Genomic DNA, 13,605 nt, shown 5'->3' on the forward strand with positions numbered 1-13,605 from the left:
CCCCGGCCCGCCAACCAGCAACCGCTTCGCCCCGGTCAACAGGGAACCGGCCCGGCCGGTCATCGGCCCCCCGGCCCCGGCGGCCTTCGCCCCGGTCAGATTCCTCCGACGCCGCCAGCGCCCCGCAAGTTCACCCCGGAGGAACTGGCCAAGCTCCGCGATGGCAAAACCGTCGCCGACATCAAGCGGGAAGCCGAACAGGTCAATGTCGTCAAGCCCGGCTTCACTCCCGCCGAAGAGGGAGACGAGGAAGGCGAAAAGAAGAAGGGCCCCGGCGGCGTCAAGGGCCCCGGCGGTCCCCCCGGCGCCGGTGGCAAGGATCAGCGGGCCAAGGAACGCCAGATCCGCACCGAACAGCGGAAGGTGAAGACCAAGGACGTCGTGATCGGCCAGGACGGTCAGGTCGATCTGGAACTCGAAACCTTCGGGCCGAAGCACGGCCGCCGTGCCGCCCTGCTGAAGAAGCAGAAGATGCGGCAACTCAAGGGAACCCTTGAGCGCAAGGGCAAGGTTCCCATCACGCTGCCGATCACCGTTCGTTCGTTGTGCGAAGCGATCGGGATGAAGGCCGTCGAGTTGCTCTTCAAGTTGAAAGACCTGACGAACTCGTTGTTCACGATCAACAGCACCGTGGAAGTGGATGTCGCCGAATTGATCGCCGGGGAAAAGGGTGTCGAACTCGACATCCAAAAGCCCAAGAGCGTCGAAGACGACTTGTTCGAGGAACACAAGGAAGCCGCCGAGGACGAAAGCAAGCTCGAACCGCGGGCGCCGGTGGTCACCATCATGGGCCACGTCGACCACGGCAAAACGTCGCTGCTCGACCGGATTCGCAAGAATTACGGGCTGGAATCCAACGTGGTCGCCTCCGAACACGGCGGCATCACGCAGGTCATCCGGGCCTGGCGCGTGGAGAAGGACGGCAAGCCGATCACCTTCCTCGACACGCCCGGCCACGAAGCCTTCACCAAGATGCGGGCTCGCGGGGCGAACGTGACGGACATCGCCGTGATCGTGGTGGCCGCCGACTCCGGTGTGCAACCGCAAACGGAAGAAGCCGTCGCCCACGCCAAGGCCGCCGGGGTCAACATCGTCGTGGCCATCAACAAGATGGACATGCCGGGCGCCGACCCGACCAAGGTGGAGCGACAGCTTTACAACCTGAACCTGCTGCCGGACACGATGGGCGGGGACGTGCAATTCGTCCGCACCAGCGCCGTCAAGGGAACGGGGATCGACGAATTGCTGGAAACGCTGGCTCTCGTCGCCGAAATCAAGGACTTGAAGGCCAACCCGCACAAGACCGGTCAGGGGACCTGTCTGGAAGCCTACATGTCCGGGGACGAAGGCGTGATGGCCACGTTCCTTGTGCAACAGGGAACGCTCAAGAAGGGCGACGTGCTGGTTTGCGGGGCGGCCTATGGCCGGGTCCGCGCTATGTACGACGACCTTGGCCGGCCGATCAACTCGGCCGGTCCGTCCGTGCCGGTGCGGATCACCGGGCTGGATCAGGTGCCGAACGCGGACGATCATTTCCACGTCGTGGCCGACCTGGCCCGGGCGCGTGAAATCTCCGAAAGCCGCAAGATTCGGGAAGCCGAGGCCGGCTACAACGTGCGGCAGGCCGTGAAGCTCGATTCGCTGGCCGAGGCCAAGACCAAGGTCACCGAGTTGAAGGTGATCCTGAAGGCCGAGGCCCGCGGCTCGGTGGAAGCCATCCGCAAGGAACTCGAAAAGCTGGTTCACGACGAAGTGCGGGTCCGGGTGCTCCACGCGGGCATCGGGGCCATCACCGAAAGTGACATCCAGCTGGCCCTCGCGTCCCCGCAGGACACGCTGGTCGTCGGGTTCAACGTGGTGCCGGACAACGAGGCCATCAAGCTGGCCGATTCGCGGGAAATTCCGATCCGCGAATACCAGATCATTTACAAGCTCACGGAAGACATCAAGGCGGCGATGGAAGGCAAGCTCAAGCCCGAAGAGCGCGTCATCCACCTTGGCCGGGCCTTGGTCCGCGAGACGTTCAAGATCAGCAAGGTCGGCGTCATCGCCGGTTGTTACGTCACGCAGGGAACGATCGAGCGTTCCGCGAAGATCCGGCTCATCCGCGAGGGGATCGTGGTGTTCCCGCAGGGCGAACGCACCGCCGGCCTCGATTCGTTGAAGCGGTTCAAGGACGACGTCCGCGAAGTGAAGGAAGGCTACGACTGCGGTATCAAGCTCGCCGGCTACGATGACATCAAGGTCGGCGACGTGATCGAAGCCTACCGCATCGAGCAGGTGAAGCGAACGCTGTGATCCGAGCCGTGAGCCATGAGCTATGAGCCGTGGGCAAAACCAAGAATGTCATGAGACGTTTTTTGGCTTTGCTCATGGCTCATAGCTCATGGCTCATGACCGGGCGGTTTCCCGCCCATCGCCATTGAAATGAACAGACAACTATGAAAAATCACCGACTGGCAAGAGTCTCCGAGGCGATCCGCGAGGTCGCCAGCGAGGCCATTCTGTTTGAACTGCGGGATCCCCGCATCAAGTTCACCACCGTGACGCGCGCCGAGGTCTCCGCCGATCTTCAAAAGGCCAAGGTGTACGTCTCCGTGATGGGCTCCGAGAAAGATTGCAAGACCACCCTCACCGGACTGAACAATGCCGCCGGTTTTGTGCAGTCGCGCCTTGCGGACCGCATGAAAACCCGTTTCATCCCCGTGCTGGAATTCATCCTCGACGAGGGAATGAAAAACAGCATGGAGGTGAGCCGCCTTCTCAGCCTCGAAAAGCCCCACGGGGAAGGCGAGATTCCTCCCGAGGAGGAAGACGAAATCGACGAGGATGACGACGAAGGCGATGCTGAAGACGACGAAGAGGGTGACGACACGGAGGACGATGACGAGAACGAGGAAGCGGTAGACTCGACGAAGCCGGTCAAATGATCTCTCCCGCCTGACCGGATTTGCGATTCCGGGTTCCGAGTTCCGAATTTCGAGTTCCAATTGGGGGGAGGATCCTGATGGCCGCCGCCGCGAACAAACAAAAGATTCTCGAACACGTCCTGACGGCGCTCAAGAAAAAGTACGAGGTCGCCGAGCAACCCAGCCGTTCCGTCATGGAGCATCTGCTCTATGCCGTCGTGCGCGAGGGAACGACGACGGAACTGGCCGACAAGGCGTTTCGCGGCATCCAGGACCGATTCGTTGACCTGAACGAAATCCGCGTCTCGACCGTGCAGGAATTGTGCGACGCGATGGGGCCGCTCCCCGATGTCGCCACGCGGGCCACGCGGCTCATCGGCATCCTGCAAGAGTGGTTCGAGATGACGTATAGCTTCGAGATGGAGGAGATTGCCAAAAAGGGCATGAAGGAAGGCGCGAAGAAAATCTCCCGCCTCAACGACGCGAACGACTTCTCCGTCGCCTGGGTGATGCAGCACGGCCTCAACGGCCACGCCATCCCGCTGGACCCCCCGAGCATCCGCGTCCTGCGCCGCCTCGGCATCCTCGACGGCGAATCCGAAAGCCTCGAAAGCCTGCGGGGAACCATCGAACACTTCGTCCCCAAGGCAAAAGGGGGCACACTGGTGGAACTCCTCAGCCAGCACGCCGCAACGCTTTGCACCGAAGAAAACCCCAAATGCGGCAAATGCCCGCTGTTGCCGGACTGCCCCGCCGGGCAGGAATTAAAGGGAACTGAGGCGAAGCCGAGGAAATCGCGGTAACGATTTTGATCGTTGAGATTTTCCTCATCCGCCACGATTGAATCTCCAACGAGACTCAAGACATGGTTTCGTTTGGCTTCTGGAATGTCGACTCGCTCCGGAACACTTCAAAAGACGAGCGAGAAATTGCCCGTTTGGCGGCCGAACTGGCTGTTGAACGATCACTTGATATTCTTTTTTTGATTGAATGTGGGATACCTGTTCCCGCTTTGCTTGCGGCCTTTGACCAAGGGCCGGAATATCATGCAATTTCTTGCGGAAATCGCTTCAAGGTAGTTGCTCGATTTAATCCCAAATGCCTTGCCCGCCTGTCTTTGCCAGTTTCAAATGATCGCTTCGATGTTTGGCAATTACAATTGCCTCTTCAACAAGAGATTCTTGTCAGTGTGGTTCACGGACTCGACAAGCGTAACAATTCGCCGGAGAAACAAGGGCTGTTTTTGCAACAAGTGGCAGCAACGATCGCCTATTTTGAAACGCAGATTGGACATGATCGCAGTATTGTGCTTGGTGACTTCAACGCCAATCCGTTTGAATCATCAGTGGCGAGTGTTCTTGGCATGAATGCGGTGGCCTCACGCTCAATTGCCAGCGACGAGCCTCGTCAAATGTTCGGTCGAAGTTATCCGTATTTTTACAATCCGATGTGGAATTTGTTTGGTGACGAGCCTCGCGGAACCTCCCCGGGAACTTACTACTATCGTGGTTCCAATCCGCATGAGTTATACATGGCATATGTTAGACCAAGTGGTGATTCGTCCGTCTTTGCTCAACAACTTTTCTTTCGGCGAATTTGAGATTGTGACAGCCTTACGAGGGGTTCCCCTCCTCAGTGAGAGAGGGATTCCAGACCGAAGGCGTTGTTCAGACCATTTGCCGGTTGTTTTTGCGATGAATTTGTCTGTCGGCAAAGATGATGGGGAAAAGAAATGACCAAGAACCTCTGGCCGGATTTTGATATTGGGCAGATGCCTCTTTCTCCCAAACAAATCATTGAAGAAGCTGGTGCGGGGTTAGAGGAGAAGACCAACGGCTTGGTTAGGTTTTCTTATGAGGGTGTCGTAGTTCAAGTTAATACTGTGGAATTAACTTACGCTCTCTATTCCCGAAAATTACAATTTCATTTTCCATTTTTGCAGGTCAAATTTGGAATCACATCGCATTACCCCGTTACCATTGTCGCTGACAAATTGCCTGACATGGAGGCGGCAGACGAAGACAACCTGATTGAGTCGCTTGCCAAGATTTTTAACGCTCCCTCGACGATCAAAACAGTGCAACAATTAATGGCCCTTTCAAAACAATAGGGCGAGCCCGTTTCGATCACCGGCAAATGCCCGCTGCCAACAGACGGGGGGCGATTTTCCAAGATGCCGTCGCTGTTCCCTATTCCCCATCATTCCCGGTCTCGTCAGATACGGCATATTCATCGCATTCGTCAGATTATGCTCATTTGGATTGTCCGGGCGGCCGATTGCTAAATGGCATGATCCTTTGGCCGCCATTGATGAATGTTCGCCGCTTCTTGCTGCTGGCTTTTTGCCTCGGCATCGGTTTCCTGCCGAACAATGTTCGTGCCGAGGAGCCGTTTGTTGTCGCGGCCGACGACCGGGAATCATGGCGGGAGTTGATTCCCCTTGAACCAATCCAACCGGAACGGGTCTGGCTGCGCGGCGAATATTTGCTGTGGCTGACCGTTTCGGGCAAGCTGCTGAAACTAGCCCAGGCTTTCAACTTCGAGTTGCCGCCGGTGGCCTCGCGGCTGGTCTCCGGGGAAAGTGTCGGCCCTGTCAGTCTGCACCAACCCTTCGGGTCGGATCGGCAGGGCTATCGTCTGACGGCCGGAGCGTGGCTCGACAATGAGCAGACCATCGGCGTGGAAGGCTCGCTCACTTACCTGACCCGATCCCCCGGCCGGTTGATATTCCAGCCGGGGGATCGGGCTGTTTTGGGGGACACACTGGGCCTGTCCGTTGGCGTGCCGGCCATTCAGGGACGTCCCCCGAAAATCGTGGTGGTTCCCGTGCAGGTTCCTGATCTCGTCAAAGGGGGCCTCAGCCTGGAACTTGGCGCCAAGACGCTGTTTGGCGGGGAACTGGCCGGGCGATTTGGGCTGGTCGAGGGGGATGGCTGGCGGATCGACGGGCTGGCCGGTTATCGGTATTTGGATTACCGCGAATCGCTGCGGGCCGTGGCGGGGGTGGTCACCGTCGCCAAATTCCTCAATCCGGGGACGGCTATCGTCTCGCGCGACGAGATCACGACGAAAAACTCATACAACGGGTTCCTGCTCGGTTTCCAGGCTGACGCGACTTGGAACGATTGGACCCTCACCATCCGTCCGCGAGTCAGCATCGCCGTGGCTGATCGAGAAGTCACCCGCGAAGGGTTGACACAAATCATCCTTCCGGGCGGCGGCCGGCTTGTGAAACAGGAGGGAACCTACCTGTTGAAGCAGGACATGGGAGACTTTCGCGCCAACGAAGTGACCGCCCTTCCGGAACTTGATCTCGGCCTCTCCTATGCCGTCACTTCAAACCTGCGTCTTTTCGCCGGAACATCGGCCCTGTTTCTGCCGGTCGTCGCCAAGGCCAACAACCAACTCCAACTGGGCATCCGGCCTGACCGCCTTCCGGCGGGTATGGCCACAAAACTGGATTCTCTCCCGCCGCTGAATTCCGGCGAGCCGCCGATCCGAAACAACCTGCTGTTGATCTCCATGTCCTTGGGAATGGAGTTCCGATTTTAAGTCGGACGAATGAACCGGTTATTTTCCAATCTCCACAATCGGCTCCTCTCGCGGGGCGCCATCGAAGATCACCGGCGACTGGCCTTGCGGGGTGGCGGCGAGGCGGTGGCCGTCGGGAGTGAATTGGAGGCGGAGGATTGGCTTGGATTGTTTGGGTTCCAGGCCGATGGCTTCCTGACCGGTGCGGGTGTCCCAAAGTTTGACGGCGCCGTCCTCGGCTCCGGTGGCGAGGCGGCGGCCGTCCGGGCCGAACGCGAGGCTTCGCACCACGTTGGTGTGGCCGACAAACCGCATGTCGGGTGTCGTGTGCGGTTCGCCGGTCTGGCTGAGCGGGTATCTCAGCACGCTCCAGGTTTTTGTGCCAGCCATCAGGGCTTGTGAATCCGGGGTGAATCCCAAGGCCGTGATCTTGGGGGGAACGATCAGTTCGTGTTTGGCGGAATGAGTCAGATCAACCACCCAAACCATTTGGCTGGAGCCGAACGCCACGCGGCGGCCGTCCGGGCTGAGGGCGACATGTTCCGCGCCGGCGTGGTCGAACACCCTGCTCCGGGTCGTGGTCTCCCACACGGAAAGGCGAAGCGTGCTGGCCACCAACACCCGGCGGCCATCGGCGGAGAATTGCAGCGATGTGATGGCCGAGTCGCTCATCTCTTGCTGGTTTCCCTTGAGGCTTCCGAGTGACACCGGGCCTTTTTCCAACATGTCCCACAATTCCACGTCTCCGTTGGGGGCGCCGAGCGCAAACATTCGGCCGTTCGGGTGAAATGCGGACGCCGTGACCGCCTGATTCTTTGGCCCTTGAACGAACGCCCGCTCCCGTTTGGCAATGTTCCATAACATGCCCCCCTTCGGACTTTCGCGGACAAACGCCCGGCCGAGGTCGGGGCTGACCGTCACCATGCCGGCCGGATCGGGAGGGATGTTCATGGTCGTGACGGGCGAAGAGGGCTTGTTCATTGACCAGACCCGCCAATTCCCGCTGTCGTCCGACGACACGAGTTGATCCCCCGCCCGGTTGAAATTGAGGCCGAGAATGCGGCCGCGATGGCCGTGAAACGTCCGCATGGAGGCGCTGTCCCACCGGCGAACAGCCCCGTCCTCGCCGCCGGTGACCACTGTCTTGCCGTCCGGGCTGACGGCCATCGCCGTTACTTCTCCCATGTGGGCCTTGATTTTTTCGAGTATCCGACCGGTCGGCCGTTCATGGACATGCAGGATCCCCGTGATGGTGGCGATGATGAGAACCCGGCCATCCTGGGTTCCGGCCGTGGCGGCGGCCCGTGCGGAGTCGGGGGTCGTGAACCGGCGTTCGATTTTGCCGCTGCCCGCGTCAATGATCACATAGTCCTCGCCGGAATCGACTAACAACCAGAAGGTCGCCCCGAGGAATCGTGGCCGTTGCGAAGGGGCCGCCGGTTGCGCACTGACGTGTCGCGGCTGGGCGGAGGATATTTCGTATCCGAACAATTGACCGTCTCCGAAGGCGGCGGCCACCCGTTCGCCATCGTCCGAAATGGTCAGAAACCGGATGTCCTGTTTGCCCCCGTCCCAATCGGCCAGGCGTCGGCCGGTGTCCGCGTCCCGGATCTCGACGCGCCAAGGCCCCTCCCGCTTTAATGAGGAGGCGACAGCCATTCGCCGGCCGTCGGCCGAAAGGCGGACCAGGTTCAAGCCACTTGTTTGCGGGGCGGGGAGAGTCGCCGTTCGCCGGTCGTCGAAACCGAATCGTGTCAGATCGCCGCTTGGGTTCGCCATTCGCACCCCCCGGCCATCGGGAAGAAACACCGCGTCAACCGGTGATCGACGGCAGAGGCCGGAGTGAATTTCCTCATGGATCAGCCGGTCCGCGTGATGCCATTCCCATCCCCGCCATTCGGGCGCGCACTCGTCAAGCAACCGGGCGGCGCGGAGAAAATTGCCGTTGAGCTTTTCGAGGGCGGCCAATCCGACGTTGTGAAGACAGGCGATTTGCTCCAGACATTCGTGGTCCTCGCCGCCATTCCCGGCTTGCTGTTGGAGTCTGGCCTCCCGAAGCAGGATTTGCTCGGCGTCTTGTCTGGCCTGCTGCCACAGGGCGACGGCCACGCCGGCCGTCGTCATCAGGATCAGCACGAAAGCGGCCAGCCCGTAAACGGCCGTGACGGCGGGACGGCGCCTGGCCCATTTCATGAATCGCCCGCCGAGTCCGAGGGGGCGGGCGGCCACCGGCTCGCCTGTCAGAAAGCGGCGCAGATCATCGGCCAAATCAGAGGCCCGCGCGTAGCGGTTCTCGGGCTTCTTTTCCAGGCATTTCATGCAGACGGTCGCCAGATCACGGGGGATGCCCGCAAGCGGAGGCGGGTCCTCGTGCAGCGTCTTCATCATGGTTCGCAGCGTACTGTCGGCCGCGAAGGGCGCATGGCCCGCGAGCAGTTCATAGAGGATCGCGCCAAGGGAATAAATGTCCGTCGCCGGGCCGATGTGATCGGCCGAGAAATCCGCCTGTTCGGGGGCCATGTAGGCCGGCGTGCCCATCGGCGAACCGGATTCGGAAATCGGACCGGGAAGCGTGTCCGTCTGGCTGAAAACTTTGGCGAGGCCGAAGTCGGCGATCTTCGGGGACCAGCGTTCAATCAAGGACACTTGGGGCGAGTCAATGCGCGCTGGTGAAATTTCCTCCAACAGGATGTTCGCGGGTTTCAGGTCGCGGTGCAGGATGCCGTTGCGATGGGCGTAATCAACGGCCATCGCCGTCGTGGCGAGCAGTTCGGCGGCCTGCGCGGGAGGCAGCGGCTTCCCGCCGATCAGCCGGGCGAGGGTGGTTCCCTCGACGAATTCCAGCGAGAAAAACGGGTGCCCGCCGTGTTCCACGATGTCATACACCCGGACGATGTTTGGGTGTTCCAGCCGGGCAAGGGTTCTGGCTTCGTGGCGAAGTTGTTCCCGCAGGTTTTCGAGCCGGTGCATGCCGCCGTGAAGCATTTTCAAGGCGACAATCCGGTTCAAGCGGAGATGGCGCGCCTTGTACACGATCCCCATCCCGCCGTCGCCGAGTTCGCCGAGGATTTCATAGTCCTCCAAAACGGGCCAATTCGGGGGCGCATGAGACGCGATTTCTTTGGGCACGGGCGGCCGGTTGGCGAGCGAGGAGAGGAACGGCGGCAGAACCGGTTCGTCGGAGATCACCGGCCGGCCGTCGGGGAGCGGTTCCTCGCGGGAGAGGATGTCCAGCGTGAGCTGACAGGCGGAACACTCCTCGACATGCGCCGTCAGTTCGGCCAGCAACCGGTCGGGCAGCCGGCCGCGGAGAAAATCCTCCAGCGCCGCCGGATCGGGACAAGATCGCATCGTCGGACTTTCAATTCTAACCGGCGCTGGCGGGAACCGGGTTTTCCAAACGTCCGAGCTCGTCCCGGAGCATTCGTTGAACCCGGCTTCGGGATAAAAACACGCCGGCGACGGTCATCCCGAGCCGGTCGGCTGTCTCCCGGCCGGTGCATCCTACGAACGCGAGCAAGCGAAAAGCCTCCCATGTTTGCGGTTCCACCCGGAGCCGGACCCGGGTCATGGCCGTCTCCAATAATTCCTCGTCGAACGCATCCGACAACGCATCGGCCAGCGATTCACGGGCTTGGGCTTGTTCCAATAACGCCGCCCGATCCGTCCGGTTTTCAAACCGCGCTTGATGTTTGGCAAAATCGCGCCAGACGTGATGCGTGACGGTTTTCAGCCATGCGCGAAAACTTTTCCGAGGGTCATATTCAAATTCCCGCAGGACGAAAACGAGTTTCATCAACACGGCCTGCGTGACATCCTCCGCGTCCGCCTCCTGAAGTTTCCAGGCGCGACACCACGCATAAATCTTCGGGCCGTAGAGCGTCACGAACCGGCTCCAGGCCACCGGATCATGCGGATTTTTGTGGAATAAGCCGAGGAGTGTTGGCGAAGTGCGGACATCCGGCTGGTCTTCAACCCAATCTTGCATGTGCCTTCCCGCGAACCGCCGCGCTTGGATGAGGGAACATCCGAGAGCGACGCCGAACAAAAAAAATCCGAGGGCGATGATAGGTTCCGGTTGGTCGGGTCGTAACCGTACCGAAGACCTCTCCACCGAGAGGACATTGCATGAATAGGAAAAGCCGAACATGATTTTCGAGTTTTATTTTTTGAAGAGATGGCGGATTTGCCTTCAACGCATGAAGTCCGGGTGATTCCCATGAAGCATGTTGCACCCCGGACACTGGAACCCGCCCAGGCTTCGTTGAATCGAGCGATGATGACGGATTCCCTGGAACGTTTCACAGCCGGAACCTCGCATGTCATCAACAATTTGATGACATGCGTGCTGGGCTATTCCGAACTCATCATGCTGAAATTGCCGGAGGATTCTCCGTGCGTGGAGTATCTGCGGAACATCGAACAGGCGGCCGGACAGGCGGCCGATCTTTGCCAGCGAATGGCCACCTATGCGGGGAAAGGCCGGTATGTGATTGTCCCGCACGACATCAACGTGTTGACGGGCGATTTCTTTTTGTTGCTCCAGTCGATGTTCCGGGACAAGGCCGATATGTATTGGCGAAGCACGTGGGATCTTCCCAAGGTCGGCCTCGATGCGACTCGTTACCGCCAGGCTCTGATGGAAGTCGTCCTCAATGCCGTTGAGGCGGGCGGGGCAAGACGAAACCGAATCTGGATTTCCGCCAGAATGACGCACCTTGACCGCGCAAAGCTGGACTCCCTGATCGGAGGCCGGGGCTTGTGCGAGGGGATGTATGTCGCCGTGGAAGTGCGGGACACGGGAACGGGGATGGATGCCGCGACGAAAGACCGGATGTTTGATCCGTTTTTCTCGACGAAATCCGCCAGCCAGGGCATGGGTCTGTCGATGGTTCAGGGCATCATGCGCCGCATGGCCGGGGCCGTCGCGGTTCGCAGCGAGCCGGGGAAGGGAACGGCTGTTGAGATGTTCTTCCCGCCGGCGCCGGTTTGAAACGCGCGGGATCAATGGCTCACGGAACGTCGATCACCCACACTTCCGACGCGCCGCCGCGGTCGCTGACAAAGGCGATGCGCTTGCCGTCCGGACTCCATGTTGGCGAAGTGTCCGTGCCGGGATGGTTGGTGAGGTTTTTGAGATCCTTCCCGTTGGCGGACATCAACCAAATGTCGTAATTGCCCGTGCGGTTGCTGACAAAAGCGATGCGTTTGCCGTCCGGACTCCACGCGGGCCATGATTCGAGGCCGTCGCCATCGGTGAGTTTTTTCACGTCCGTGCCGTCGGCGCTCATGGTGAAAATTTTCTGCCGTCCGGTTCGGCCGCTGCTGAAGGCGATGCGTTTGCCGTCCGGACTCCAGGCAGGGTGCAGGTCGAAGGCAACTTCGCTGGTCAGGCGTTTGATGTTCTTGCCGTCCTCGTCGGCCGAGTAAAGTTCCGGGTTGCCGTCGCGGGTGCTGACCCACAGAAGTTTCTTGCCATCCGGACTCGGCCGGGGGGATTCGTCAAAAGCCTTGTGCGGGATGATGTTTTTGTGATCCGTGCCGTCGGCGTTCACCCGGTCGATTTGCAATTTGCCGTCGGTCCCCTGCAAGATGTCCAGCACGAAGAAAATCTTTTTGCCGTCCGGGGACCATTGGCCGTCGAAGTGCGGCGTGTCTTTCTCGATGAGTCGCTTGAAATCTTTCCCTTGGGCGGTCATTGTCCAGAGGGCCATCTTCCCCTCATGAATGCGAGTCAGAAGAATCCGCGAACCATCCGGCGACCACTGGAGATGCTGTTTGTGGGAACCATCGCCGGTGAGACGGACAGGCTCGCCTGCCGATGATGCGGCGATTGCCGACAACCAAAGAATGATGGCCCGCATGGGAGGCCCTCTGGGAGAGAGAATCAGCGGGGCGAATCGACGGCCCGGACATGGTAACATATTCCCAAGGTATCCGCCCGGAGGAGTTGCACGGCGGTCTGTCTTCGCCCCAAGGGGGCGCTCGAAAATAGCCAGGGGCAGAAGCCCCTGGAATCCCGTTATTTGAAGGGTTTTCTGCCCCAACGGGGCAGCGCTTGCGAGTTGTGCCACCCCGTTGGGGTGGATTTCTTTTGGCGGTCGTTGACCAAGGGCTTCCGCCCCTGGCTATTTTCGAGCGCCCCCTTGGGGCGAAAACCAATCGGGCATGACAGAAAGATTTGTCAGAGCCATCAATCAAAATCAATTCTTCCCAATCATCTCGCGCAAATAGGCCGCCAGTCGTTTGCCCCCTTTGTAGACCTGATAACGGGCCACTTCCCCGGCGTTTTTGGCATAATTTTCCGGGGCATCCGGCGTTCCTTCGCCGGCTTTTTCGTTGTACTTCTTCACCTTCAGTTCGCCGTTCAGGTACGCGATTTTGAAGCCGAGGTCGTGGGCTTCTTCGCTCCAGGATCGCGGCGTGGTGTGCTTTTCCAGTTCTTCGGCGGTGTTCTTTGGCTTGTCCTTGATGGTTTCTTCGATTTCCAGCACGGATTTGCTGATGGAGGCAAGGGACACTTCCGTGCCGAGCAAATTGTCCCACATCGTATGCAGACGGACTTGCTTGCCGTTGAGCATCACGGCCGATTCGTTGCCGCCCCGGTCGCCGTCCGGCAGATCGTCGGAAAAGCGGGTGATGTTGTGCAGCGGTTGTTGAATGTCGCCGATCAAGTGGAAGACCCACGTGACATGGACGGCCCGGTCCTCACGGCTGGTTGCGGTCATGACGGCCTTTTTGGAGAGGTCGATTTGCTTGATGATGTTCTCATCCCCCTCCCCCGGCGGCTTCACCTTGGAACCGGCGGCGACGAACGGCACATTCACATAGTGCCACGGCCCTTGATGGTATGCCTTGCGGGCCGGGGGGCCTCCGCGAATCCAGTCGGCCCAGGTGGCCGCCCGCATAAAGGCCCATTCGTCTTCGGGGATGTTGTCTGGCCGGTTCGCGGTCAAAAATTCCTGGTAGTGCGGATGCGATTTCAGCATCTCGATCACCTTCGCCCGCTCCTCCGGCTTGAGTTCCTTCCACGCCAGCCGGGCCACCACCATGTGCCCCTTGTCGTTCCATGCCGCCGCCGGGGCGGCGAGCAAGAGGATGGTTAGAAATGTCAGGAATCGGGTCATGGAGTTCTCGAAAAAGAGTTTTCAGTTTTCAGTTTTCA

The 13,605-nt window shown here is 59.8% G+C and carries 11 protein-coding genes; 7 read left to right on the forward strand and 4 right to left on the reverse strand.

Annotated features, from left to right (window positions below):
• The 6 genes from infB to BGIM_RS0112825 all read left to right on the forward strand — a co-directional run.
• Positions 1-2,298 (forward strand): translation initiation factor IF-2 (gene infB / locus BGIM_RS0112800; RefSeq protein WP_157369097.1); only part of this gene is annotated, 2,298 nt, incomplete at its 5' end.
• A 143-nt stretch (positions 2,299-2,441) separates the two neighbouring features.
• Positions 2,442-2,930 (forward strand): 30S ribosome-binding factor RbfA, encoded by a 489-nt coding sequence (rbfA, locus tag BGIM_RS65795; protein WP_020470164.1) that lies wholly within the window; start codon positions 2,442-2,444, stop codon positions 2,928-2,930.
• A 77-nt stretch (positions 2,931-3,007) separates the two neighbouring features.
• A complete protein-coding gene (locus tag BGIM_RS0112810; protein WP_020470165.1) occupies positions 3,008-3,712 on the forward strand; it encodes a hypothetical protein in 705 nt (234 codons plus the stop codon).
• A gap of 62 nt (positions 3,713-3,774) precedes the next feature.
• Entirely contained in the window at positions 3,775-4,509 is a 735-nt protein-coding gene (locus BGIM_RS61290; protein ID WP_020470166.1) for an endonuclease/exonuclease/phosphatase family protein, read from the forward strand.
• Between the two features lie 132 nt (positions 4,510-4,641).
• Positions 4,642-5,019, forward strand: a complete 378-nt coding sequence (locus tag BGIM_RS0112820; RefSeq protein ID WP_020470167.1) for a hypothetical protein — start codon at positions 4,642-4,644, stop codon at positions 5,017-5,019.
• Between the two features lie 179 nt (positions 5,020-5,198).
• Entirely contained in the window at positions 5,199-6,461 is a 1,263-nt protein-coding gene (locus BGIM_RS0112825; protein ID WP_020470168.1) for a BBP7 family outer membrane beta-barrel protein, read from the forward strand.
• 18 nt (positions 6,462-6,479) lie between these two features.
• Here the strand turns inward: BGIM_RS0112825 and BGIM_RS57390 are convergent, their stop codons facing one another.
• Both BGIM_RS57390 and BGIM_RS0112835 read right to left on the reverse strand, forming a co-directional pair.
• Positions 6,480-9,791, reverse strand: coding sequence for a WD40 repeat domain-containing serine/threonine-protein kinase (locus BGIM_RS57390; RefSeq protein ID WP_020470169.1), 3,312 nt, complete (start codon positions 9,789-9,791; stop codon positions 6,480-6,482).
• Between the two features lie 16 nt (positions 9,792-9,807).
• On the reverse strand, positions 9,808-10,428 hold the full coding sequence (locus BGIM_RS0112835; protein WP_020470170.1) for an RNA polymerase sigma factor: 621 nt from the start codon (positions 10,426-10,428) through the stop codon (positions 9,808-9,810).
• A gap of 231 nt (positions 10,429-10,659) precedes the next feature.
• Between BGIM_RS0112835 and BGIM_RS0112840 the strand changes: the two genes are divergently transcribed.
• Entirely contained in the window at positions 10,660-11,433 is a 774-nt protein-coding gene (locus BGIM_RS0112840; protein WP_157368933.1) for a sensor histidine kinase, read from the forward strand.
• Between the two features lie 19 nt (positions 11,434-11,452).
• On the opposite strand, the gene BGIM_RS0112845 is transcribed toward BGIM_RS0112840, so the two are convergent.
• Positions 11,453-12,304 carry a TolB family protein gene (locus BGIM_RS0112845; protein WP_020470172.1) on the reverse strand — a complete coding sequence of 284 codons (852 nt, stop codon included), beginning with the start codon at positions 12,302-12,304 and terminating at the stop codon, positions 11,453-11,455.
• Between the two features lie 339 nt (positions 12,305-12,643).
• Complete coding sequence (locus tag BGIM_RS0112850) at positions 12,644-13,567, reverse strand: S1/P1 nuclease (RefSeq protein ID WP_020470173.1); 924 nt, start codon at positions 13,565-13,567, stop codon at positions 12,644-12,646.
• Between the last annotated feature and the right edge of the window lie 38 nt (positions 13,568-13,605).

The sequence above is a fragment of the Zavarzinella formosa DSM 19928 genome, assembly GCF_000255705.1.
Classification (GTDB): domain Bacteria; phylum Planctomycetota; class Planctomycetia; order Gemmatales; family Gemmataceae; genus Zavarzinella; species Zavarzinella formosa.